Source organism: Streptomyces sp. NBC_01235, assembly GCF_035989285.1.
Lineage (GTDB): Bacteria > Actinomycetota > Actinomycetes > Streptomycetales > Streptomycetaceae > Streptomyces.
Genome location: NZ_CP108513.1, coordinates 10,572,539 through 10,596,336, shown reverse-complemented (window position 1 = coordinate 10,596,336; position 23,798 = coordinate 10,572,539). Strand labels below are relative to the sequence as shown.

At 71.5% G+C, this 23,798-nt stretch carries 23 protein-coding genes; 13 read left to right on the top strand and 10 right to left on the bottom strand.

The features are described 5' to 3' along the window. The first annotated feature begins 63 nt into the window (after positions 1 to 63). The 7 genes from OG289_RS47425 (at position 64) to OG289_RS47395 (ending at position 7,676) form a co-directional block, all read left to right on the top strand. Positions 64 to 900, top strand: coding sequence for an enoyl-CoA hydratase/isomerase family protein (locus OG289_RS47425; RefSeq protein ID WP_327320225.1), 837 nt, complete (start codon positions 64 to 66; stop codon positions 898 to 900). A gap of 94 nt (positions 901 to 994) precedes the next feature. Next, positions 995 to 1,627 (top strand): hypothetical protein, encoded by a 633-nt coding sequence (locus OG289_RS47420; RefSeq protein ID WP_327320224.1) that lies wholly within the window; start codon positions 995 to 997, stop codon positions 1,625 to 1,627. Continuing rightward, on the top strand, positions 1,624 to 4,218 hold the full coding sequence (locus tag OG289_RS47415) for a putative PEP-binding protein (protein ID WP_327320223.1): 2,595 nt from the start codon (positions 1,624 to 1,626) through the stop codon (positions 4,216 to 4,218). The genes OG289_RS47420 and OG289_RS47415 overlap by 4 nt, the downstream gene beginning before the upstream one ends. After that, entirely contained in the window at positions 4,215 to 5,333 is a 1,119-nt protein-coding gene (locus tag OG289_RS47410; protein ID WP_327320222.1) for an acyl-CoA dehydrogenase family protein, read from the top strand. Before OG289_RS47415 ends, OG289_RS47410 begins: the two co-directional genes overlap by 4 nt. 21 nt (positions 5,334 to 5,354) lie before the next feature. Further along, entirely contained in the window at positions 5,355 to 5,804 is a 450-nt protein-coding gene (locus OG289_RS47405; RefSeq protein WP_327320221.1) for a Zn-ribbon domain-containing OB-fold protein, read from the top strand. Further along, positions 5,801 to 6,955: a thiolase family protein gene (locus OG289_RS47400; RefSeq protein WP_327320220.1), complete on the top strand. Its 1,155-nt coding sequence runs from the start codon at positions 5,801 to 5,803 to the stop codon at positions 6,953 to 6,955. Before OG289_RS47405 ends, OG289_RS47400 begins: the two co-directional genes overlap by 4 nt. Before the next feature lie 16 nt (positions 6,956 to 6,971). Beyond that, a complete protein-coding gene (locus OG289_RS47395) occupies positions 6,972 to 7,676 on the top strand; it encodes an SDR family NAD(P)-dependent oxidoreductase (protein ID WP_327320219.1) in 705 nt (234 codons plus the stop codon). 6 nt (positions 7,677 to 7,682) lie between these two features. Here OG289_RS47395 and OG289_RS47390 read toward each other — a convergent pair whose 3' ends face one another. Further along, complete coding sequence (locus tag OG289_RS47390) at positions 7,683 to 8,393, bottom strand: TetR/AcrR family transcriptional regulator (protein ID WP_327320218.1); 711 nt, start codon at positions 8,391 to 8,393, stop codon at positions 7,683 to 7,685. 140 nt (positions 8,394 to 8,533) lie between these two features. Here OG289_RS47390 and OG289_RS47385 point away from each other — a divergent pair, with 140 nt between their 5' ends. Beyond that, entirely contained in the window at positions 8,534 to 9,139 is a 606-nt protein-coding gene (locus OG289_RS47385) for a TetR/AcrR family transcriptional regulator (RefSeq protein ID WP_327320217.1), read from the top strand. A 7-nt stretch (positions 9,140 to 9,146) separates the two neighbouring features. Here OG289_RS47385 and OG289_RS47380 read toward each other — a convergent pair whose 3' ends face one another. Continuing rightward, positions 9,147 to 10,625 carry a 2-oxo acid dehydrogenase subunit E2 gene (locus tag OG289_RS47380; RefSeq protein ID WP_327320216.1) on the bottom strand — a complete coding sequence of 493 codons (1,479 nt, stop codon included), beginning with the start codon at positions 10,623 to 10,625 and terminating at the stop codon, positions 9,147 to 9,149. Further along, on the bottom strand, positions 10,622 to 11,635 hold the full coding sequence (locus OG289_RS47375) for an alpha-ketoacid dehydrogenase subunit beta (protein WP_327320215.1): 1,014 nt from the start codon (positions 11,633 to 11,635) through the stop codon (positions 10,622 to 10,624). The genes OG289_RS47380 and OG289_RS47375 overlap by 4 nt, the downstream gene beginning before the upstream one ends. Before the next feature lie 182 nt (positions 11,636 to 11,817). Between OG289_RS47375 and OG289_RS47370 the strand changes: the two genes are divergently transcribed. Then, positions 11,818 to 13,062 carry an RNA-guided endonuclease InsQ/TnpB family protein gene (locus OG289_RS47370; RefSeq protein ID WP_327320214.1) on the top strand — a complete coding sequence of 415 codons (1,245 nt, stop codon included), beginning with the start codon at positions 11,818 to 11,820 and terminating at the stop codon, positions 13,060 to 13,062. Here OG289_RS47370 and OG289_RS47365 read toward each other — a convergent pair. Together OG289_RS47365 and OG289_RS47360 are read right to left on the bottom strand one after the other, a co-directional pair. Further along, complete coding sequence (locus OG289_RS47365) at positions 13,043 to 14,035, bottom strand: thiamine pyrophosphate-dependent dehydrogenase E1 component subunit alpha (protein WP_327320213.1); 993 nt, start codon at positions 14,033 to 14,035, stop codon at positions 13,043 to 13,045. The two genes, OG289_RS47370 and OG289_RS47365, sit on opposite strands and share 20 nt — an antisense overlap. Before the next feature lie 101 nt (positions 14,036 to 14,136). After that, positions 14,137 to 14,583 carry a VOC family protein gene (locus OG289_RS47360; protein WP_327320212.1) on the bottom strand — a complete coding sequence of 149 codons (447 nt, stop codon included), beginning with the start codon at positions 14,581 to 14,583 and terminating at the stop codon, positions 14,137 to 14,139. A 155-nt stretch (positions 14,584 to 14,738) separates the two neighbouring features. Here OG289_RS47360 and OG289_RS47355 point away from each other — a divergent pair, with 155 nt between their 5' ends. The 3 genes from OG289_RS47355 to OG289_RS47345 are packed head-to-tail and all read left to right on the top strand — an operon-like array spanning position 14,739 to position 18,623. Beyond that, the gene (locus OG289_RS47355) at positions 14,739 to 16,034 is read left to right on the top strand and encodes an aromatic ring-hydroxylating oxygenase subunit alpha (RefSeq protein ID WP_327320211.1); all 1,296 of its coding nucleotides are present in this window, start codon (positions 14,739 to 14,741) and stop codon (positions 16,032 to 16,034) included. Beyond that, the gene (locus OG289_RS47350) at positions 16,031 to 16,855 is read left to right on the top strand and encodes an SDR family NAD(P)-dependent oxidoreductase (protein WP_327320210.1); all 825 of its coding nucleotides are present in this window, start codon (positions 16,031 to 16,033) and stop codon (positions 16,853 to 16,855) included. The genes OG289_RS47355 and OG289_RS47350 overlap by 4 nt, the downstream gene beginning before the upstream one ends. Positions 16,856 to 16,886: 31 nt before the next feature. Beyond that, positions 16,887 to 18,623, top strand: coding sequence for a PEP-utilizing enzyme (locus OG289_RS47345; protein ID WP_327320209.1), 1,737 nt, complete (start codon positions 16,887 to 16,889; stop codon positions 18,621 to 18,623). A gap of 114 nt (positions 18,624 to 18,737) precedes the next feature. On the opposite strand, the gene OG289_RS47340 is transcribed toward OG289_RS47345, so the two are convergent. Beyond that, entirely contained in the window at positions 18,738 to 19,943 is a 1,206-nt protein-coding gene (locus OG289_RS47340; RefSeq protein WP_442819071.1) for an IS110 family transposase, read from the bottom strand. Between the two features lie 235 nt (positions 19,944 to 20,178). On the opposite strand from OG289_RS47340, the gene OG289_RS47335 reads away from it, so the two are divergent. Further along, on the top strand, positions 20,179 to 20,502 hold the full coding sequence (locus tag OG289_RS47335; protein WP_327320208.1) for a putative quinol monooxygenase: 324 nt from the start codon (positions 20,179 to 20,181) through the stop codon (positions 20,500 to 20,502). A gap of 41 nt (positions 20,503 to 20,543) precedes the next feature. Here OG289_RS47335 and OG289_RS47330 read toward each other — a convergent pair whose 3' ends face one another. The 4 genes from OG289_RS47330 to OG289_RS47315 are packed head-to-tail and all read right to left on the bottom strand — an operon-like array spanning position 20,544 to position 23,523. Further along, entirely contained in the window at positions 20,544 to 21,575 is a 1,032-nt protein-coding gene (locus tag OG289_RS47330; protein WP_327320207.1) for an NADP-dependent oxidoreductase, read from the bottom strand. Between the two features lie 4 nt (positions 21,576 to 21,579). Next, entirely contained in the window at positions 21,580 to 21,795 is a 216-nt protein-coding gene (locus OG289_RS47325) for a transposase (RefSeq protein ID WP_327320206.1), read from the bottom strand. Between the two features lie 7 nt (positions 21,796 to 21,802). Beyond that, positions 21,803 to 22,129, bottom strand: a complete 327-nt coding sequence (locus OG289_RS47320) for a 2Fe-2S iron-sulfur cluster binding domain-containing protein (protein WP_327320205.1) — start codon at positions 22,127 to 22,129, stop codon at positions 21,803 to 21,805. Further along, complete coding sequence (locus tag OG289_RS47315; RefSeq protein ID WP_327320204.1) at positions 22,114 to 23,523, bottom strand: aromatic ring-hydroxylating oxygenase subunit alpha; 1,410 nt, start codon at positions 23,521 to 23,523, stop codon at positions 22,114 to 22,116. The genes OG289_RS47320 and OG289_RS47315 overlap by 16 nt, the downstream gene beginning before the upstream one ends. Positions 23,524 to 23,798: the final 275 nt, after the last annotated feature.

The window sequence follows — 23,798 nt, the reverse complement described above, 5'->3', positions numbered from 1 at the left end:
ATAGCGTCTTCAGTATCTTGCCGGGAAGCACCCGGCGACGGGAAGACGACAGGAGAACCACCCATGAGCCTTTCCCCCACCACCGAGCCGGTCCGGATCGTGCGCCACCCCGACGGAGTCGTCGAGCTGAGGCTGGACGATCCCGGGCGGGGCAACGCCCTGGACCTGAGGACGGCCGAGGCGCTGCGGGACACGGCCCGCGAGGTGGCCGCGGACCCGGGCGGCGCGGTGCTCCTGCGGGCGACGGGCGGCAGCTTCTGCGTGGGTGGTGACCTGCGCGCATTCGCCGGCCGGGGCGCGCAGACCGGCCCCTATGTGCACGCCGTGGCGACCGCCGCGCACGCCGCGATACAGGCGCTGCACGAGGTGCCGGTGCCGGTGGTGACCGCCGTGCGCGGCGCGGCCGCGGGCGGCGGGATCGGCCTCGCCCTCGTGGGCGACATCGTCCTGGCCGCCCGGTCCGCGCGGTTGCGGCTGGCGTACACGGCGATCGGGCTCACGCCGGACTGCGGGGCCTCGTGGTTCCTGCCACGCCTGGTGGGTCCCCGCAGGGCGGCGGACCTGATCCTCACCAACAGGGTCCTGACCGGCGGCGACGCCGAGGCGTGGGGCCTGGTCTCCCGGTGCGTGGACGACGATGAACTGGACGACGCGGCGTATCGGACCTCGGCCGATCTGGCCGCCGGCGCCGGTGACGCGCTGCGCGCCGCGAAGAGCCTGCTGCGCGCCGGCGCCGGTGACGAGCTGCGCCGCCACCTCGCCGAAGAGGCGCGGTCGATCGCCGCCCTGGCGGACGGCCGGGAGGCGCAGGACCGCATGGCGTCGTTCCTCGCCGCGCGAGGCCGCCCGAAGGTGGACGACAGCCGGGCCGGGGCCAGGCAGTCTGAAAGTGTTTCTTGAGTCCCTCTTCACTAACCAGCCTGCCGGGGCGTAACCTCCGGGCAACACAGAACCGAGGAACCGGTCACCACAGAACCGGGGAAAAGGTGTGGCGATGCAACCTGCTGCCGTGGACCTTCCGGACGCATCCGACGAGCCCCTCGCCGAAGCCGTCGTCGACCTCGTTCTGCGGGGTATGTGGCGCGGCCGGCCGGAGTGCGAGCACCGTCCGCTGGTCGAGGCCGGGCTGGCAATGGCGAAGGGGCCCGTGGTGCTGCCGACCGAACGTGCCAAGGCCGCCGCCGCGCAGCTCCTGCGGGTGCCCGCCGGCTCCGAGCAGGAGGAGCGGATCACCTCGGCGTACGAGGCGTTCCTGCCGGTCAACCGGAAGATCCGGGACGTGTGCACGGCCTGGCAGTGCCGCCCCGACGGCACCGCCAACGACCACTCCGACGACGTCTACGACGCCGGGGTGCGCGAGTCGCTGGAAGACGTGCACGAGGCCATCCAGCCCGTGCTGCGCAGGCTGGACGGGGTGCTCACTGGGAGCGGGCAGTACCTGACGGCCCTGGAGGACGCCCTCGACCGCTTCGACGACGGCGCGCCGGCGTGGCTGGCCTCACCGTTGTGCGACTCGTACCACACGGTGTGGATGCGGCTGCACCAGGAGCTGCTGCTCGTCCTGGGGATCAGCCGGGCCGAGGACGAGGCACGTGAAGAGGAACTGGTCACCAGGAGCCGGGGTTGAGTGTCACCGACCGCGAGGCGGGCACGGTCGCCCGGTCCGGGGCTCCCCTCGCCCTCTCCGGGGCCCCCGGCCGCGTCCTGGTGCCCTTCGGGCAGGGACGGATCCGGGGCCTCGACGCCGACGAGCTGGGCGCGCACGGCGCCGCGATGGACGGGCTGGTGGCCCTCGGGCTGCCGGTCGTGCCGGGGCTCACCGTGCCCGCCGGCGCCGCCGCCTCGCTGTGCGAACCCGACACCGCCGAAGCCGCCGTAGCCCTGGTCGAACAGCTCTCCGGGCGGCGGATCGGCGACGCGACCCGGCCGCTGTTGCTGCGTGTGTCGGCGAGCGCGCCGACCGAGATCGCCGGCCTGCCGCCCGACCTGGCCTGTCTCGGCGTCGCCCCCGCCCGTGCCGACGACCTGTGCGCCGTCATCGGGCGGGAAGACGCTCTCTACGAGGTGTGGGCCGCCACCGTACGGATGATCGCCGAGTACGCCCTCGACGTGCCCGGCGCGGTGCTCGACGACGCTCTCCTGGACACGCCCGGGCCGCGGGCACGGGTGGACGTGCTGCTGTCCCTGGCGGCGGAGCACGGCTCCCGGCCCTTCCCCGACGACCCGGCGCAGCAGCTCGCGCTGGCCGCCCGTGCCCTCCTGGGCCGGTGGGACTCACCGCGCGCGAGAAGGTCCCGCCGGGCCCAGCGGCTCCCCGCCGAGCTGGCGGTCGCCCTGCATGTGCAGGCCCTGCGCATCGGCCCGGCGGACCACTCCGGCTACGGCACGGCGGTGAGCCGCGATCCCGAGACCGGGCGCCTCTCCCCCCAGGGCTCCTTCTTCCGGGGTGTGCGCCGCAGCGCCCCGCCGCCGCACACCGGTGAACCGCTGGACAGGATCGCGGGCGGCACCGCGCTGCTGGAGCACTCCCTGCTCACCCTGGAGCGGCATCTGCGCGCGCCGGTGTCGGTCGACTTCGAGGTGCGCGACGACGAGATCTCCCTGCTCGCCGCCTCGGCACAACTCCGCCCGCCGCTTCGGGCCTCGGTGTGTCTGGCCGCCGACCTGGCCCGCGACGGGGCGCTCGGCCGCGAGGAGGCCGTACGGCGTATCACCCCGGCGCAGGTGCAGGAACTGCTGCACCCCCAGCTCCGGCTGACCGGCGGGGAGGAGCTCCTGGTGAGGGGACTGCCCGCATCGCCGGGGGCGGCTACCGGAGTGGTCGTGCTGTCCAGTGGGCGTGCCCTCGAACTGGCCGCGGACGGTACTCGGGTGGTGCTCGTGGCTGCCGAGACGACCCCGGCGGACGTGCCCGGGATGCTGGCCTCCGTAGCCGTGCTGACCGGCAGCGGAGGCATCGCCTCGCATGCCGCCGTGGTGGCGCGGGGCGCCGGCAAGCCCGCGGTGTGCGGCGCCGACGGGCTGCGCGTGGACCTGGCAGCCGGAACGGTTCGCTGCGGGGAGCGCGTGGTGCGCGAGGGCGACCCGGTCTCGCTGGACGGCCGTACCGGCGCCGTCTACGCGGGGACGCTGGACGTCAGTGTCGCCGGACCGCCGCCCGAACTGTCCACCCTGCTGGAGTGGGCGGACGGTATGCGCCGGCTGGGCGTGCGGGTCAACGCCGACACGGCCACCGAGGTGGAGACCGCCCTCGCCCTGGGCGCGGAGGGTGTCGGGCTGTGCAGGACGGAGCACCAGTTCCTCGGCGAGCGGTTGCCGCTGATCCGCCGGGTACTCCTGGCCGCCGACCCGGCCGCCCGCGACGAGGGGCTGCTGGCACTCGAGCACGCCCAGCACGAGGACTTCACGGCACTGCTGGCCGCCGTGGGCAACCGCCCCGTGACCGTGCGCCTGCTGGACGCCCCGCTGCACGAATTCCTGCCCGCCCCCGGGCAGGCCCTGGACGCGGCCGAGGAGCAGCAGGCCGCCGCGCTGCGCGAGGCGAACCCGATGCTCGGGCTGCGCGGGGTGCGGCTGGCCTTGCTGCACGAGAGGCTCTACCCGGCGCAGGCCGAGGCGCTCTTCACCGCCTGGGCCGATGTCGCCGCCACCGGGATCCGGCCGGAGCTGGAGGTGATGATCCCGCTCGTCAGCCTGCCGGAGGAACTGGCCGCCGCGGCCGCATACGTACGCGGTGCCGCCGACGCGGTCGCCGCCCGCACCGGGGTGGAGGTCCCCTACCGGCTCGGCACGATGATCGAGACCCCGCGCGCCGCACTGCTGGCCGGCGAACTCGCCGAGCACGCCGAGTTCTTCTCCTTCGGCACCAACGACCTCACCCAGCTCACCTACGGGTTCTCCCGGGACGACGTCGAGCGCCAGGTGCTCGCCAACTACCAGGAGCGCGGGTTCCTGACCGCCAGCCCGTTCGCCCGGCTCGACCCGCACGGGGTGGGCGCCCTGGTCGGCCTGGCGGCCGAGCGGGCACGGGGCGTACGGCCCGGCATCAAGCTGGGGGTGTGCGGTGAGCACGGCGGGGATCCGGAGTCGATCGCGTTCTGCGACGACCTCGGCCTCGACTACGTCTCCTGTTCCGCACACCGTGTGCCGGTGGCCCGGATGGCGGCCGCGCACAGTGCCCTGCGGGAGCGGCGCGACGAGAGCGGGAGCGCACGATGACAAGCACCGTGACCGACGGCACGGCCCCGTCCGACACCGAGCTCGAGGACCTGCGCGAGACCGTTCGGTCGGTGTGCGCGGACGCCGGCGGCACCAGCGCGGTACGCCGGCTGTCCGAGGAGGCTCCCGGCATCGACGCCGGGTTGTGGGACGCGCTCGGCCGGCAGGTGGGCCTCGCGGGCCTCGGCCTGCCCGAGTCGGCGGGAGGCATCGGGGGCCTCGCCGAGATCGCCGTGGTCTGCGAGGAGCTGGGCAGGACCCTGGCGCCGGTCCCGCTGTTGTCCTCCACCGTGCTGGCCGGGCAGGTGCTGGCCGGCTGCGGTACGGCCGACACCGCGCTGGCCGAGCTGGCCGGGGGCACCGTGCATGGCCTGGCGGTGGCCGCGCCCGACGGGACATGGCGACCCGACGCCGTGCCGGTGGCCGTCTCCTGGCAGGGCAGCGTCCCCCTGCTGCACGGCACCGCACCCTTCGTGCTCGACGGCGCCGACGCCGAGGCGCTGGTGGTGGCCGCGGCCGGGACCGACGGCGTGGACCTCTTCCTGGCCGACCCGCGCGAGCCGGGGATCACGGTGCGCCGGGTGCCCACCCTGGACCTCAGCCGGGGCCAGGCGGTGGTCACCTTCTCCGGCGCCCGGGCCCGGGCGCTGACCGCCGGCGGCGAGGGGGCGGACGTCGTCTCCGGCGCCCTGGACGTGGCCCTGGTGGCGCTGGCCGCCGAGCAACTGGGCGGAGCACAGGCCGCCTTGGACATGACGGTGGCCCATGTGCGCGACCGTACCCAGTTCGGCAGGGCGATCGGAGGCTTCCAGGCGGTCAAGCACGCCTGCGCCGACATGCTGCTCCAGGTCGAGGCCGCACGGTCGGCCGTGGTGCGCGCGGTCCGGGCGGACGGCTCGCCGAAGGCGCTGGCCGAGGCGGCGGCCGTGGCACAGGCGTGGTGCGGCGAGGCGTTCGTCTCCGTCGCCGCCGAGTGCGTGCAGTTCCACGGAGGGATGGGCTTCACCTGGGAGCACGACGCGCACCTGTACTTCCGGCGCGCCCAGTCCGACGCGGTCCTGCTGGGCGGCGCCGCACATCATCGGGAACGGCTGGCCGGGCTGCTGGCCTGGTGACGTTGTGGAAGGCGGAACGGCATGACCACCAGGGTCATCGACGAGTCCTTGTTCGAGGATCGGGAGTTCGGGGACGAGGCGTTCGACGGCGGGGATCCACCGCGGCTCGCGGGCGCCCGCTGCTCCGCGTGCGCGACCGTGGTCTTCCCCCGGCAGAACTCGTGCCCCAGGTGTGCGGGCAGGACCATGGCCGCGCACGTGCTGCCGGTCAGCGGGCGCGTGTGGTCGTGGACGCTCCAGGCGTTCCCGCCGAAACCGCCGTACCGGCCGCCGTCCGGTGGCCACCGGCCGTACCACGTGGGCTATGTGGACCTCGGCGAGGTACTGGTCGAGGCGCTGCTGGCGGTTCCCCGAGCGGAGATCCGGATCGGTCTGCCGGTCCGGCTCACCACGGTGCCCGCGTACCAGGACGAGGACAGGACCGAGGTGGTGACCTTCGCGTTCCGCCCGGAGCGGGACGGTGAGCGATGAGCGGGACCGACGACGTGTACGTGGTCGGATGCGGCATGCATCCCTTCGGCCGCGACGAGAGCGTCACCGGAATGGACATGGCCGAGCGTGCGGTACGCGAGGCGCTGGCCGACGCCGGTGCCGCCTGGGAGGACATCGGCTACGCGGCCGGCGGCTCCGACGTGTCCGGCAAGCCCGACACACTGGTGGGCCGGCTGGGCCTGACCGGAGTGCCGTTCGTCAATGTGCAGAACGGCTGCGCGACCGGTGCCTCCACCGTGCTCGCGGTGGCCAACGCGCTGCGCGCGGGCGAGGCCTCCCTGGGCCTTGCGGTGGGGTTCGACAAGCACGAGCGGGGCGCGTTCCACGTCTCCGCCGCCCGCTACGGCCTGGGCGACTGGTACGCCGAGACCGGCATGATGCTCACGACCCAGTTCTTCGCGTTGAAGACCCAGCGGTACCTGTACGAGCACGGGATCTCGGAGCGGGCGCTGGCGACGGTGGCGGCGCGGGCCTTCCGCAACGGCTCGCACCACCCCCTGGCCTGGCGGCGCAAGCCGCTGACTGAGCAGGAGATCCTGGACTCCGCCGAGGTCAGTCCCCCGCTCACCCAGTACATGTTCTGCTCGCCCGGACAGGGCGCGGCGGCCTTGGTGCTCGCGCTCGGCGACCGGGCGTTCGACCTGTGCGAACGGCCGGTCAGGCTGGCGTCGTTGGCCTTCCGGACCCGGCGGTTCGGTTCGTTCGAGGTGTTCTCGCCCTGGCTGCCGCCGGGACCGCACCACAGCCCCAGCGTCGACGCCGCGGAGGCGGTCTTCCGCACGGCGGGGGTGCGGCCCGCCGACGTCCAGGTCGCCCAGTTGCAGGACACCGACAGCGGATCGGAGCTGATCCACCTGGCGGAGACCGGGCTGTGCGGCCACGGCGAGCAGGAGGAGCTGCTGGCCGCCGGGGCCACCGATCCCACGGGCCGGATTCCGGTCAACACCGACGGCGGCTGTCTGGCCGGCGGGGAGCCCGTCGGCGCCTCCGGGCTTCGTCAGTTCCACGAGGTCGTACGACAGTTGCAGGGCCGGGCGCCGGGTGTGCAGGTGCCGGGCGCTCCCCGGGTGGGCTTCACCCATGTGTACGGGGCGCCCGGGATCAGCGCCTGCTCGGTCCTCACGGTGTGAAAGGGGCGGACACGCCATGCGGCACGGCAGCAGAACCGCGCTCGTCACGGGCGGGGCACGCGGAATCGGCCTGGAGATGTGCCGACAGCTCACGGACCGGGGGCTGCGGGTCCTGGTCGCGGCACGTAGGCGAGAGGCTGCCGAGGAGGCGTGCCGCGCCATCGGCCCTGCGGCACTGCCGCTGGCCCTGGACGTGACCTCCGCGAAGAGCGTCGGCGAAGCGGTCCGGGAGGCACGGGAGCTGACCGGCGGGATCGACGTCCTGGTGAACAGCGCGGGAGTGTCCCTGGACGGGGAGCTGCGGCCTCCGTACATCGATGAGGACATCCTGCGCGCGACGCTGGACACGAACCTCACCGGCGCCTGGCGCGTGACGCAGGCCGTCGTCCCGGCCATGGTGGAAGCCGGCTACGGCCGGGTCGTGAACGTCACCAGCTCGTACGGTTCCCTGTCGCTGATGGACTCCGGCCGGCATCCCGCCTACCGGATCTCCAAGACGGCGCTCAACGCCCTGACCCGTATGCTCGCGGCCGAGCTGGCCGGCACGGGTGTGCTGGTCAACGCGGCCGACCCCGGCTGGACCCGCAGCGCAATGGGCGGGCCGTCCGCCCCGCGCGGTCCGGAGGAGGGGGCGGACACCCCGGTCTGGCTGGCGACCCTTCCCGAGGGCGACGGGACGACGGGCGGGCTGTTCGCCGACCGCCGGCCACTGCCCTGGTGATGCGGCTCAGGTCGGTGACGCGGCGGACTTCGTCGGCTTCTCCGTCTTCTCCGTTTTCTCCGGATTCTCCGGCTTCTCCGGCTTCTCATCGGCGGCGACGATGCGCAGCGCCAGCTCCCTGACCGCCTCGAGGACGGACCGGGAGGGCATCTGGGACAGCGGTCCGCCCTCCGCCCGCAGCGCGGTGACAAGCATGGTCGTACTGATCAGTGTGCGGACCGCGAGGGCCTGCGCCGCGTGCCGGGCCTTCGCCGCGCGGGGGCTGCGCGTGGTGCCCTCGGGCAGATAGTCGTAGCCACGCTGGATGTGGCGCTGCTCGAACTCGTCCCGCAGCACCTTCACGTTGCCGTTGGCGGAGGCGACCTGGACCTGGTACAGCCGGGCCTCGTCCGGGTTCTGCTCCACCCACTCCCACACGGCGTCGATGACACGGACCAGCCCCTCCGCATCACCCGGCTCGGACTCCGGCCGGGCCGCTTCCACGACCGCGTTCAGCTGGTCGAAGACCCGGCGCATGGCGAGTTCGAGCAACTCCTCCTTGCCGTCGAAGTGGTAGTAGACGGCCGTGGGCACCACCTGGGCCTCGTCCGCGATGTCCTGGATGCTGGTCTCCGCGAAGCCGTTGCGGCCGAACACCCGCACGGCGGCGGTGATGATGTGCTGCCGCCGCGAGGGTCGGTGGGCGGGCTGCTTGCCGTTCTTCGTGGTGGCCATCATGCTCCCTGCCCGCTGCCGTGGACCCGCGTCCGCGGGCCCTGCGTACTGACCATTCTATCCAGTAACTCCAACCACCCGTCCGCATAATTCCTGCTACACACGGGCCTCCGGGGCACCAGGGTCCCGGCATACTTGACATCATGACGACATCCCGGACCCGCGCCGCTCACCGTCCCTCGCGCAAGCAGTGGGTCATCGAGGCAGCCACGGAGCTGTTCGCCACCCAGCCGCCGGACGAGGTGACGGTGGCCGACATCGCCGCTCGTGCCGAGATGACCTCGGCAGCGGTGTACTACCACTTCTCCTCCAAGGACCAGGTCCTGGCCGAGGGAATGCGGGTGTTCGCCGCCGCGCTGCGCGAGCAGTTGCGGGCACTCGCGGAGGCCCGTGAACCCGGCTCGGACATCGGAGCGGCTGTCACCGCGCTGCTGTCCTGGATGGGCGAACACCGGTCCGCCGCCACCGTGTTCTTCGTGTCGTCGGCCGGCATGAGCCAGGAAGCGGAGGCGCTGCGCCAGGAGAGCCGCACGGAGTTGCTGGACGAACTGGTACGGCTGATCCGCAAGGCCCGCGCGTCGGTCTCCGACGCCGAGGCGGCGGTGATCGGCCTGGGCCTGCTCGCGCTGCTGGAGACCGCGACGATCTCGCAGGTCCGGGGCGACGACGTCTACCGGTCGCTGGGGCACCGCTCCTTCGTCCGCGAGGTCGGCGATCTCGCGGAGCGGATCGCCGACCCGGCCCCCTAGCGTCGGATCACACCAGCAGGCGGAGGGGCTTGCTCAGCAACTCACCGACCGTGCGCAGATATTCGGCGGCGGGCGCCCCGTCGACGGCACGGTGGTCGAAGGTGAGGCTCAGGGTGAGCACCCTTGTCCGCAGGGGCCGGTCGTCCACCCATTCGACACCGTCCCTGAGCCTGCCCACCCCGAGGATCGCGACATTGCCGGGGTTGATCACGGGGGTGAAGAAGTCGACGCCGTATCCGCCCAGCGAGGTGACGGTGAAGGTGGCCCCTTCCAGCTGTGCGGGGGAGATCCGCCCCTCACGCGCGGCCTGGGCCAGGGCCTTCGACCGGTGTGCGATCTCAGGCAACGGCAGCGCCGCGGCGTCCTCGATGACGGGGACCATGAGGCCGCCCGCAACGGCCACCGCGAAGCCCAGGTGAATGCCGTCGAGCAGATGGACACCGTCCTCCCGCACCGTCGCGTTGAGCAGCGGGTGCTCGCGCAGGGCCAGGGCCGCGGCCTTCAGCAGGAAGTCTCCCAGGCTGGGCACCGGCAGTTCGCCGTCGGCCCACTCCTCCTTGAGCCGCTCCCGCAGGGACACCACGGCGTCCATCCGCACCTCGTAGCCGTGCGTCAGCTGTGCCATCTCCTGGAGGCTGGCGTGCATCCTGCGGGCGATGGTGCCGCGCATCCCGGTGAGCGGGAGGATGTCGCCGGGCTGGGGTACGGCGTCCCGGCGACGAGGCGCCGGAGCGACGGCGTCGAGGTCGGAGCGGCGGATCCGGCCGCCCGGCCCGGTGCCGTTCACCTCGGACAGGTCGATACCCCGCTCCTTCGCCAGCTTGCGGACCAGCGGCGAGGAAGGGGTGTCGACACCCGGCGGGTCCTGCGGGACGGGGTCGCCGGGGAGGGCGGCGAGGAACTCCTCCACGTCCTCGGAGACGATGCGCCCGCCCGGTCCCGTGCCGCGCACGGCGGTGAGGCCGACGCCGGCGGCCGCGGCGACCCGCCGGGCATTCGGCGAGGACAGCAGCCGGTCGCCCGTGCCGTTGACGGGGGGCACCGCGCCGGCGCCGACGGCGGCGGCCACGGCGGCCGTACCCGCACCGGACCCGGACCCGGCAGGCACCGGCACACCCGCACCGGACCCGGACCGGGCGGGCATCGGCGTACCCGCACCGGACCCGGCAGGCACCGGCACACCCGCACCGGACCCGGACCCGGCGGGCATCGGCGTACCCGCCGGGTCCGGTGGCTGCTCGCCGTCGGCCAGCAGCCAGCCGATGAGGGCCCCGGCCGGGACGGTGGCGCCCGCGGGGACCACCGGGTGGAACAGTCCCCCGGCCTCCGCCTCGACGTCCACGTCGACCTTGTCGGTGGCCAGTCGCAGCAGGGCGTCGCCCTCCGCGACGGCGGCACCGGTGGGCACCAGCCATTCGTCGATCGTGCCCTCCTGCATGGTCAGGCCGATCTTCGGCAGCAGAACCTCGACCGCCACGTCGGTCACGACCTTTCGAGGAGGCGCCGGCAGCCCTGGGAGATACGGGCGCGATCGGGCACGTACGCCTTCTCCAGGACCGGGGAGAAGGGCACCGGGGAGAAGGGGGCGCCAATACGCAGGACCGGCGCGTCCAGGTAGTCGAAGACGGTGTCCTGGATCTGGGCGGCGATCTCCGCTCCGAGCCCGCCGAAGGTGACGGCCTCGTGCACCACGAGCACCCGGTTGGTGCGGCGGACGGAGGCGAACATCGTCTCGGTGTCCAGCGGCTGCACGGTGCGGGGGTCGATCACCTCGATCTCCACGCCCTCGGCGGCGAGTTCGTCGGCCGCCGCGAGGGCCTCCCCGACCATGCGGCCGAGGGCTATCACGGTGACGTCGGAGCCCTGCCGCGCGGTGTGCGCCTGGCCCAGCGGGATGCCGTAGATCTCCTCGGGCACCTCGCCGGTGCTGCCGAGCAGGACCTTGTTGAGCATGACGACGACCGGGTTGTCGTCCCGGATGGCCGAGACGGTCAGGCCCTTGGCGGTGTACGCGTCGCACGGCATCACCACCTTGAGGCCGGGCACGTGGGCCAGCCAGGCCTCCAGGCTCTGGCTGTGCTGGGCCGCCGCGCCGAGGCCCGCTCCGGAGGCGGTGGTGATGGTGAGCGGCACGGACAGCGCGCCGCCGAACATGTACTTCATCTTCGCCGCCTGGTTGACGATCTGGTCGAGGCAGACGCCGATGAAGTCCATGAACATCAGGTCCACGACGGGGCGCAGCCCCCGGGCGGCGGCTCCCACGCCGAGGCCGACCAGGGCGGCTTCGGAGATCGGGGTGTCGATCATGCGGCGGGGTCCGAACTCGTCGAGCAGGTTGTCGAACATGCGGAACACGCCGCCGTATCCGGCCACGTCCTCGCCGGCGACGAAGACGTTGTCGTCCTCGCGCATGGCCTGCGCGAGACCCTCGTTGAAGGCCTTGACGTAAGTGAGTTTCCGCGTGGCGACGGCCGGTGTTTCGGTGGTGGTGGTCATCGGGCTTCCTCCGTGGATACCCCGGCCTTCGGGCCTGGGTGGGGGCTCCTCCCGCTTGCGGGGAAGAAACGGACTCCTGCGGAGCGGAGTGGGGAGAGCCGAGTCGCCGCCAGGGCGATTCTGAGTCCGCCAGTCACCGACCGACACCCCTCGCTCACATGGAATCTGAGAGCGTGTGAGATGTGACGCAGCAGGTCAAGCGTGCTTTCAAGTACCGCTTCCACCCCACGGACGAGCAGGCGGTCGAGCTGTCCCGCACGTTCGGCTGCGTCCGCCTCGTATACAACAAGGCGTTGGAGGAGCGCACGCGCGCCTGGTACGGCGAGCAGCGCCGGGTCTCCTACGTGCAGTCGTCCGCCGCGCTGACGGAGTGGAAGAAGACCGGGGAACTCGCTTTCCCGGCGGAGGTGTCCTCCGTCCCGCTCCAGCAGGCACCGCGGCATCTCCAGACGGCGTTCGGGAACTTCTTCGCCAAGCGGGCCAAGTACCCGCGCTACAAGAGCCGGAAGAAGTCCCGCGCGTCGGCCGAGTACACCCGCAGCGCCTTCAAGTGGCGTGACAGGAAGCTGACGCTGGCGAAGATGGCGAAGCCCCTGGACATCCGCTGGTCGCGCCCCCTTCCTGAGGGCGCGGAGCCCACTACGGTGACCGTGTCCCGCGACAGCACGGGGCGCTGGTTCGTCACGATGCTCTGCGAGGACGCCATCACCCCGGCTCCCGCCACCGGGGCGGCGGTCGGCCTGGACGCCGGGATCACCTCCCTGGTGACCCTGTCCACCGGGGAGAAGATCACCAACCCCCGGCACGAGCGCCGAGACCGGGCCCGCCTCGCCCGCGCCCAGCGGGAGCTGTCGCGCAAAGCGAAGGGCTCCGCCAACCGGGAGGAAGCCCGCCGCAAGGTCGCCCGCGTCCACGCGCGGATCACCGACCGCCGGCGGGACTTCCTCCACAAGCTGTCGACTCGACTCGTCCGTGAGAACCACACGGTCGTGATCGAGGACCTCACCGTCCGCAACCTGCTGAAGAACGGCAGGCTCGCGCGCGCCATCTCCGATGCGTCGTGGACGGAACTCCGGTCGATGCTGGAGTACAAGTGCGCCTGGTACGGGCGCGAACTCGTCATGATCGACCGCTTCTTCCCCAGCAGCAAGCTGTGCGAGAACTGCGGCACGGTCCGCGAGAAGCTGCCGCTGAACGTCCGCGAGTGGGCGTGCGACAACTGCGGTGCAGTGCACGACCGCGACGCGAACGCGGCACGCAACATCCTGGCCGCCGGGCTGGCGGCGTCTGCCTGTGGAGACGGTGTAAGACCTCAACGGGAGCCCTCCCGGACGGGGCAGTCGTCGGTGAAGCAGGAAACCCAGCGGGCGACCGCTGGAACCCCCCGCCTTCAGGCGGGGGAGGAAGTCAACCCGAGTAGACGTTGAGCAGCAGGTCGGCGGGGTCGGGCAGCGGGCTCGCCTCGGCGTGGGCGATGGCCTCGGCGATCTCCTCGCGCGTGCGCCGCCACACGTCGTCCAGCTCCGCACGGGTCGCGGTGTCTTCGGCGACCGCCCGGGCCTCGATCAGGTCGATGGGGTCGCGGGACCTCCACTCGGCGACCTCGTCGTCCGAGCGGTAGGGGTGACGCAGGCCCTTGACGCCCTGATGGTCGTAATAGCGGTAGGTCTTGGCCTCGATCATCATCGGGCCCGCGCCTGCCCGGGCCCGTTCGACGGCTTCCGTGGCGGCGCGGTGGACGGCGACGGCGTCCATGCCGTCGACGATCACGCTGGGCATGCCGTAGGAGGCGGCCCGGTCTGCGACGTCGGTGAGCAGCATGTGCCCGGACTGCGGGGTGAACTCCGCGTAGCCGTTGTTCTCGCAGACGAAGACCACGGGCAGGCCCAGGATCGCGGCCATGTTGGCACCCTCGTGGAAGGCGCCGATATTGGTCGCGCCGTCGCCGAAGAAGGTCACGGCGACGCTGTCCTCGCCCTTGTACCGGGCGGCGAAGGCGGCGCCCACGGCGATCGGGACGCCCGCCCCGACGATGCCGTTGGCGCCGAGCATGCCGCGGGTGGGGTCGTTGATGTGCATGCTGCCGCCGCGGCCGAGGCAGGCGCCGGTGACCCGGCCGTAGAGCTCGGAGTACATCTCGCGGAAGCCCACGCCCTTGGCCACGGCGTGTCCGTGGCCGCGGTGGGTGGAGGTGATCTGGTCGTCGTCGCGCAGGGCCGCCATCACGCCGGCGGCCACGGCTTCCTGGCCGACATACAGGTGCAGGAAACCGGGCAGTCTGCCCGCCTCCATGAGCTTTCCCGCTTCGGTCTCGAACAGCCGGATGCGCACCATGCGCTCATGCAGATCCATGATGACCTGCGGGGATTCCTTCGACGCCGTTGAAGCTCGTTGGGCCATGTCCGCCCCTTCGCCCGAGGGAGGTTGCCAAGCAATCGGACTTTCTTGTGCCGGTCTACAGTAACCAGCACGGGCACCTTACTGAAGAGCGTCTCTAATTACTATGCCCCCGGCCGGGTCGGTCCGCGCTCGTCCACCAACTCCACGACATTGCCCTCCGGGTCGCCCCAGAAGCTGATCCGCCGGCCGCGCGCCGGGACGACGGCCGGTTCCGACAGCGGCCGGGCACCCACGGCCCGCAACTCCGCCACCACGGGGTCCATGTCGTCGAGATGGAAGGTGAGATACGACAGGCCCAGGCGCCCGGTCGGCACGGCCGGCACAGGTGCCGCCACTGGGGACGACCGGGGAAGGATCAACTTGACGCGCCCCCCGGAGGGCACGTCCAGCCAGACGACCACCAGCTCGCCGCCGAGCCCGGCCGGGCCGCCGATGGACTCCGGGACGCGCGAGCGGTGCCCGGCGCGGCAGCCGAGCACGTCGCAGTAGAAGCGCTCCATGAGCTCCAGGTCCCGCACCACCACGCCCACCTCGAACGGCAGGGTCATGACCATCGCGCCCACCCCCACGGGACGTCGAGCGGCTACTTCGCCACTTTCTATTGACAGAGCACACTAAGTCCTGTTGCAGTTTCGGACACAACCCAGCCGTCGCATTCCCAAGCCCGTCACCGGCTCGCGGCTGGGAGGATTGTGAGGACATCGTGGTCCAGACCAGTTCGCCGGAGATTCGGGAAACAGATGCCGCGCGCCGAACGCCGGCCCCGACCCCCTCGGCTCCCGAATACTCCTCATGGATCAGCCAGGACCGCTCCACCGACGCCGCGTCCCTGACGATGCGGCGGGAGGCCGCCGAACTCGTCGAGCGGGTGATGGCGCACTACCGCGACAACACGACGCACGAGGCGGACGGCCAGTGGACGGAACCCGTGGCCAACTACCTCGACGCCGACCGCTGGCAGCGCGAGACGGACGCCGTCCACCGGAGCGTCCCGCTGCCGCTCGCCATGTCCTGCGAGCTTCCCGGGCCGAACACCTACAAGGCGATCGACGTGCTCGGCATCCCCGTGCTGATCACCCGCGACCGACAGGGCGCCGTGCACGCGATGATCAACGCGTGCCGGCACCGGGGGGCCAAGCTCCTCGAACCCGGCTGCGGGGTGTCGAAGCGGCTCACCTGCCCCTATCACTCCTGGTCCTACGACCTGGCCGGGGAGTTGCGGGGCGTGTACGCCGAGAAGACCTTCGGCGAGGTCCCGCGCGAGGGCCGCAGCCTCGTCGGGCTCCCGGCCGGGGAGCGCGCGGGAATCGTCTTCGTCTCGCTGGACCCGGCGTCCGAGCCCGACCTGGACGGCTGGCTGGGCGATCTGCAGCCCCTGCTGGAGGGCCTGCGGCTGGCGGAGTGCCACCACTACGCCACCAGCGAGCTGACCAGTCCCAACTGGAAGGTCACCCTGGACGGGTACCTGGAGACGTACCACTTCGCCTCGCTGCACCCGAAGACGGTGTTCGAGACGAACCTCTCGAACATGATGGCCCACGACACCTGGGGCCCCCATCAGCGCATCGCACCGGCCCTGCGCCCCATCGCGCAGGCGGTCGAGCTGCCGCCGGACCGACGCGACCCCGGCGACTGTGTCGGGCCCATCTACTGGCTCTACCCCGGCCTCGCGATCGCCGGCGGCTGGCGCCAGAAGATCGCCGTCTCCCTGGTGCTCCCCCGCACGGCGACCGAGTCGGTGACCCAGCAGATCATCCTGCTGCGGGAACCGGCGGTCACCGAGGAGGAACGCCAGGCCGCCGACCGGTTCGGCGAGTGGTTCCACGAGGTGGTCCGTGACGAGGACTACGCGACCACCTACGGAGTCCAGCAGGGCCTGAAGGCCCTCGACGGGACCGACTTCGTCTTCGGACGCAACGAGCCCGGACTCCAGCACTTCCACCGCACCATCCACGAACACCTGGAAAACGGCGCCACCGGCGCAAGAGCCGCCAGGTGAGCAACCAACAACACTCGCGGGAGAACACCATGGTGGCTACGGGCAGCCTCGACGGACGTGTCGCGGTGATCACGGGCAGCACGCGCAGCATCGGCCGCGCCATCGCCGAGCAGTTCCTGGCGGACGGCGCCACGGTCGTCGTCAGCGGCCGTTCCGAGGTCAAGGGCAAGCAGGCCCTGGAGGAGATGGGCGCCGGGGACCGGGCCGTCTTCCACCCCTGTGACGCAGGCAGCCAGGAGGACATCGAGGGCCTCGCCGACTTCGCCGCCGAACGCTTCGGCAGGCTCGACATCTGGGTCAACAACGTCGGCGGCAGTTCCGGCTTCGCCCCGATCCACCAGCTCAGCGACGAGGCCTGGCACGACGCCCTCAACCTGAACGTCAACAACTACTTCTACGGCACCCGGCGGGCGCTGCCCAAGATGCTGGAGGGCGGCTGGGGCCGCATCATCAACATCTCCTCCGTCGAGGGCAAGCAGGCCAACAAGCCGGGGATCAGCCACTACATCACCAACAAGCACGCCATCCACGGCCTCACCAAGGCGACCGCCTTCGAGTACGGCACCCAGGGCGTCACCTGCAACGCCATCTGTCCCGGCGCCGTCGACACCGATCTGATGCGTGCCGCCGGGCCGGCCGCCGCCGAGGCCGAGGGCATCGGTTACGAGGAATGGCTGAGCCGCTTCGCCGAGCACGCCGCCACGAAGAAGATCACCACGGTGGAGCAGATCGCGGCGGTCGCCTCACTGCTCGCGAGCGAGGTCGGGGCGGGTATCACCGGCGCGCTGATCAGCGTCGACGGCGGAACGGCGCAGTGGTAGGCGCGGGTACGGAAAGCGGGAGACCTCGGTCATGAAGAGCTGGATCACGGACTGGCAGCGCAGTGAGCGGCTGCCGCACTACACCCGGGCCAACGCGGGCGAGACCCTGCCGGACCCCGCAAGCCCGCTGGGCTGGACCCTCGTCTGGGGGCGGGGACTGCAGGGCTGGCGCAAGGGCTTCGTCGGGTTCGGCATCTACCGCGAGGAGGAGGTGGCCGGTCCCCGGCCGCCGTTCGTCGGGATGTTCGGCGGCCACTTCTACCTCAATCTGTCCCACATGCGGCTGTTCGGCATCCGGATGGGCCAGACGGCGGACCAGATCGACACGGCCTTCGTCGGTCAGCGTTCCGACACGCCGGAGTACGTGGCACACCCGGACGACCAGGACGAGGAGCTGACCGCCAAGGCGGGCGCGACGCTTCAGCGGATGCTCGGCCAGGCCGGCTTCCCGGAGGCCGACGCCGACCGGGAACGGCTGCGCGCCCTGCGCCGCTCGCGCCCCGACCCGACGCAGCTGTCCGACGCCGAACTGGTGGCGCACGCACGGTCGTTGCTGGACGAGGTGGAGACGACCTTCCAGCGGCACGTCGAGTCGTCGCTGCCCGCGTCCGTCGGACCGGCGATCCTCGGCCCGCTGTGCGCGAGCGTGGACCGCCCCGGCGCCATGCTCGACCTGATCGGCGGTCTCGGCGACGTCGACTCCGCCTCCCCCTCGACCGGGCTGTGGACGCTGTCCCGCCAGGTGGCGGCCTCGGCCGAGCTGAGCGCGCTGTTCGACCGGGGTCCGGCCGCGGTGGAGCAGGCGCTCGACGCCGCGACCGGGGACGTGAAGGCGTTCCGTGACTCCTTCGAGGAGTTCCTGGCGGAGTCCGGCGACCGTGGCCCCAACGAGTGGGACATCCACGCGCTGTCCTGGGAGGCCGCGCCCGTCCAGGCGCTGGCCCTGGTCGACCGGATCCGGCACAGTCCCGACGACGACTCCCCGGCCGCCCGCCGAAAGCGGCTGACCGAGGGGCGTGAGCGGACGGAGCGGGAGATCCGGGCCGCGCTGCCCGAGGAGACGCAGCCCATGTTCGACGCCGGCATGCACGCCTCCCAGGTGTGGATCCCGGCCCGCGAGCGCACCAAGGCGAACTGTGTCACCGTCGTCAACGAGATCCGCATGGCCGTACGGGAGCTCGGTCGCCGCGGCGTCGAGGCGGGGCTCTTCGCCCGGCCCGAGGACGTGATGATGCTGCTGGACACCGAACTCGACGACTATGTCGCCGCCCCGGAGTCCTTCGGCCCCGTGATCGCGCAGCGGCTCGAGGAGTACGCGGGCCTGCACGACCTGGAGCCGCCGTTCTTCGTCGCCGACGACGCGCGGACCGACATCGACAGCTGGCCGCGACGCGCCGAGGAGCGGACTCCGGCGGCTGTCGGGGGTGATGTGCTCGGGGGTGTGGGCGGCAGCCACGGCACGTACACCGGCAGGGTGCGGGTGGTCACCGACCCGGCCTCGTGCGAGGCGCTGGAGCCCGGGGAGGTGCTGGTCGCGCCGATCACGGATGCGGCCTGGACCCCGTTGTTCCTGGTCGCCGGAGCGGCCGTCGTGGACGTGGGCGCGCTCAACAGTCACGCCGTGGTGGTCTGCCGTGAGCTGGGCATCCCGGCTGTGATCTCCGTCGAGGGCGGTACGCGACGGCTGCGGGACGGCATGGTGATCACGGTCGACGGCGACCGGGGCACGGTCACCGTGGACAGCGTCCCCGCACCGCTCGGCAGCTGAGAACTCCGCGGGCCCGTCGCTTCCCCTGCACCGGAGCGGCGGGCCCGCGGGCACGACCGCGAAAGGATTCCCAATGGAGTTGTCAACCCGGGTTGGTGACTCGTTGTGAGCGTGTCAGCCCAGCTCGACGGGCGTCTGTGGTGCTGCGAGCTCGAAGGGGCGGCCGTCGCGTATGAGGGCCCACAGGACGTTCAGGCGGCGCCTCGCGAGGGCGATGATCGCCTGCTTGTGGCCCTTGCCCTCGGCTCGCTTGCGTTCGTAGAAGGCTCTGGAGACGGGGCAGGAGCGGGCGGCGACCATGGCGGACATGTAGAAGACCCGCAACAGGCGGCGGCAGTAGCGCCGTGGTCGGCGCATGTTGCCGCTGATGCGCCCGGAGTCCTTGGGGACCGGGGCCAGGCCGGCGACGCCGGCGAGGCGGTCGGCGCTGGCGAAGACGCTCAGGTCGCCGCCGGTGTGGGCGATGAACTCGGCGCCCAGGACGGGGCCGAGGCCGGGCATGCTCAGGATGACCTCGGCGTGCGGGTGGTCGCGAAACCGGCCCTCGATCAGGGCGTCGGTCTCGGCGATTTCCTCATCGAGGGCCATCACCTCCCTCGCGAGCCTGGCCACCATGGTGGCGGCCAGCTTCTCCCCGGCGACGGCGGTGTGCTGGGCCTCGGCGGCCTCCACCGCGGTGGCGGCGATGAGCTGGTAGTTGCGGACCTTGCGGTTCTTCAGCCAGGTCGCGAGCCGGTTTCCGCCGGTCCGCCGGAGGGCGGCCGGCGTCTGGTAGTGGGTCAGCAGGACCAGGGCCGCTTTGGACGTCTTGTAGTCGAAGGCGCGTTCCAGGGCGGGGAAGTACTCCAGCATCTGGGCCCGCAGCCGGTTGATCGCCCGGGTGCGGTCGGCGGCCAGGTCCAGGCGCCGCGAGGTGAGGATCCGCAGGTCCACGGCGATGCCGTCGCCCCGGTGCAGCGGCTCCAGATCGCGGCGCATGCGGGCCTGGTCGGCGATGACGAAGGCGTCTTTGGCGTCGCTCTTGCCGTCGCCCCGGTAGGAGCCGGAAGCGTGGTGGACGGTACGGCCGGGGATGTAGAGGACCTGCTGGCCGTTGTCGGTCAGCAGCGCGATCAGCAGCGCGGCCCCGCCGGCGTTGAGGTCGATCGCCCAGGTCACCGGATCGCCGTCGCTCAACTCCAGCACATCGGCGATCAGTTTGAGCAGCGCGGTTTCGTCGTTGTCCACCCGCCGCGACAGCCGCCGCGTGCCGTCGGTGTCGATCACCGTGCAGTGATGCGCGGCTTTGCCCGCATCCGTACCAGCCCACAGTTCGGGCACGGCCACCTCCGAAGTCGTATCCGTTCACAGCCCAGCAGACGACCTCGCCAGCGTGTCCTTACCAAGCGATCTTGTGCCGCGCATCCCAATGAGTGGTCGAGTCGTCGCGGGATGCCGGGCGGCCAATCCTTTCAAGCCACCAACGGGCGGAAACCCATGAGCCACACCCGGCATCCCTGGGTCTTTCGATCCTACGAGTGACCGAAACCAACCCACCTACAACGTAAGGAAACCCGTGACCTCCGTGGCTGAGGAAATCATCGTCGCCGGCTGGATGGACTACGAACCCGGCGACCGCGGCACGATGCTGGAGGCCCTCGTCGAGCTGGGCCGGCGAACCCGCGAGGAGGAACCCGGCTGTCTCGACTACGCCATGACCGCCGATCCCACCGACGAGCGGCGCATCCGGGTGTACGAGCACTGGACCTCGCGGCAGTCGCTCGACGAGCACTTCGCCACCCCGCACATCAAGGACTTCCGGGCGGCCGTGGCGGGGCTGACCCGGGTCGGGGTCTCCCTGACGGCCCACACCGTCGCCGCGTCACGCCCCATGCGCTGAAAGACGGCGCCCTCCGACAGGGGGCGCCGTTTTCCGTGCCTTCAGTGGGAAGCGTCCAGCCGCACCAGCATCTTGCCGACGTTGCCGCCGCCGAGCAGGGACAGCAGCGCCCCCGCGGCGTTGTCCAGGCCGTCCACGACCGTCTCGCGCGGGGTGATCCGGCCCTCGGCGAGCCAGCCCGCGACCCGCCGCTCGAACTCCGGCCGCAGATCCTCGTGGTCGCGGACGATGAAACCGCACAACGTCAGCCGCTTGAGTACCGCCTGGATCAAGTGGTTGATGTCCACGGTCCGTCGGTCGCCGCCGAACTGGGACATCATGCCGCACAGGGCGACCCGGCCACCGGTCCGCAGCGCGTGCAGAGCCGCGGCGAGCTGCTCACCGCCGACGTTGTCGAAGTACACGTCGATGCCGTCGGGTGCCAGCCGGGCCAGCGCGTCGCGCACCGGCTCGGCACGATAGTCCGCGGCGCCGTCGTAGGCGAACTCCTCGACCAGCAGGGCGCACTTGTCCGGCCCGCCGGCGGTCCCGATCACCCGGTCAGCGCCCAGCATGCGCGCGAACTGGCCGGCGGCGGTGCCGACGGCCCCGGCCGCCGCCGACACGAAGACGGTGTCGCCGGGGCGCATCGCCGCGATCCGGGTCAGGCCCACGTACGCGGTGAAACCGGTCTGGCCGAGCAGCCCCAGCCAGGTGGGCAGCGGGGCGAGTTGCGGGTCGATGCGATCCGCCCCGTCGGTGTCCGCCCCGTCCAGCACGGCCCGCTCCCGCCAGCCCAGCTGATGACGTACGAAGGCACCGGGCGGTACGGAGGAACAGCGGCTCTCCTCCACGACACCGAGGGCCCGGCCGTCGAGCGGTGATCCGGGGGTGAAGTTGTGCGTGTAGTGCTTCTCGGTGGTCTCCAGCCGCCCGCGCATGGACGGGTCGACGCTCATGTAGAGATTGCGGACGAGGAGTTGCCCCTCGCCGAGGGGCGGCAGGGAGCGTTCCTCGACGGCGAAGTCACCGGGGGCCGGCTCTTTCTCGGGGCGGCGCACCAGACAGACCACCCGGGTGGTGCGAGGAGACACTGGGTCACTCCTCCGGCTGGGGCGCGGTGCGCCGCTGGGCGAGGCGGCCGACCCAGCCGGCCATCTGGAGGTCCGCGTGGCGCAGTTCGCCCGACTGCCACCGGGCCTGGAAGTCGAAGACGCCCCGCGCCCCCGTCCCGGGGTCGGTCACCTCGACCAGTCCGTCCTCGGTGAGCCGGTACACATGCCCGGTCAGCGGGTGGATCACTTGCTTGGCCATGGGGGCCTCACTCCTGCACTCGGCGGCGCACGCCGCGCTTGGTCACGGTCACCGGGCCCTCGACCCGGAGCCGGCAGGCGAGCCGGGTCAGGCCGTCCACCGGCCTGCGCAGGGACTCGATGCCCTCGCGCTCCAACGGGCCCACGGGGGAACAGTTCTCGGCGCCCTCGTCGACCTGGACGAAGCAGGTACGGCAGGTGCCCTGGCCGCCGCAGACGGTGGGCCAGCGATAGCCGAGCCGCCGGGCGGCGGTGAACAGGTCCTCGCCGGCAAGGACTTCGAGCTCGACGCCGGAGGGTCTGACCGCCACCCGGTGGGTCACTTGTCCATCCACTGGTCGAGCGTCCGGTTGAAGTGGCGGATGCGGCTCTCCTGATAGTTGGCCAGCGTGATGCCCGGCTTGCGCATCGCCTTCAGGCCCTGCTGGACGTAGGGCAGGTTCTCGCAGTCCTGGTCGAAGACGGGTCCGAGCACGCCGAGTTCGGGGATGTCGGCGAAGAGCATGTCCTCCGGCACCCAGCGAATCTTCGCCGGGGGCGGGATCTCGCCGGGCTGCTTCGGGGACGACATGAAGATGATCTCGGCGGTGCAGGAGTCGGGATCGAGGCCGTGGGGCCGGAACCGGTAGACGATGTTCGACTTGGCGCCGCCCCAGGGGTTGAAATTGGGGAACAGCAAGTAGTTGATGGCGTCCAGCAGTTCGGTGTCGGGGGTCCGCGAGAAGTCCTGGTGCGAGGTGGCCTCCAGTTGCTCGCGCATCCGCGCGGCCAGGACCTGACGGGCGGTGCCGCCGGGCGGGATCGCCGGCAGTTCGTCGCCCTCCTGCATCACCAGGTCACGGCCCTGGGCGGCGGCATAGAACGCGCGTGAGTCGTAGAAGGTCTCCAGGACGTCCTCCTCCGTGACGGAGTCCGCCACGTGCGGGCTGGGCGCGCCCTGGATGTTGATCATCCGGTTCCAGTTCGGCTGATCCGCCATGACGTCGTACTGCGAGTTGGCGTCGGCGAGCCACGGCAGCATCTGCGGGTGTGTGGCGATCACATGGAAGGACTCGATGAACGCGTCCTGTGCGATCTTCCAGTTGCAGGGCAGCACCTTGCCGATGTGCAGCGACTTGTAGCGGTTCTCCAGCGGCCAGATGTAGTAGTCGTCGAAGGTGCCTCGGTAGTTGTCGAAGGATTCGGCGTACGGGTCCATGTTGATGAAGACGAAGCCGCGCCAGGTGGCCACCTGGGCCTCGGGAAGGGCGAACTTCTCCGGGGTGACGTGCGGGAAGTCCCAGGCGCAGGGCGGGGTCCGCATCGTGCCGTCGAGGTTCCAGGCGAAGCCGTGGAAGGAGCAGCGGAACTCGCTGACGTTGCCGCCACCGGTGCGCAGTTTGCGTCCGCGGTGCAGGCAGACGTTGACGAAGGCGCGGATCTCGCCGGGGGCGGTGCGGACGACGATGAGGGAGTCGTCGCCGATCTCGTAGACCTCGTGGTCGCCGACCTCGGGAATCTCGCTCTCCAGGCAGGCGAACTGCCAGACGCGCCGCCAGACCTGCCGCATCTCGCGTTCGGCCCACTCGCGGGAGGTGAAGCGGGCGGTGTCGATGTCCTCGCTGCCGAGGAAGTCGTTGCGCTCGTACCGCAGGGCGGGGGGAACGGGGCGGCTGTCCTGGTCGAGGTAGTCCTGGACGCTGGGCCCGGGGCACCGCGCCGTGCCCAGCTCCGATGTTTCGTCCATCATCTCTCCTCCGGCAGAAACTTTAGAGTGAGTGTAGTTATCAGGCGCAGCCGGGAGCAACAGTCTCGTCGGCGAACGAGCCCCGTTCCCTCCAGGTCACCACGCAATTTCACCGTGGGGCTGGATTTTCTTGCGGCGACCCTCTCCCCAAGCCCGCCGGGTCATGTCACACTCCGACCCACTTGAGGCTGTAGTGCCTCATAAGTTTCTCCGTCCCGGGACGATCTTTGCCCGTCCCGGCCCCAGCACCGCGGGCCCCCCGCCCCGGGGCGACACAG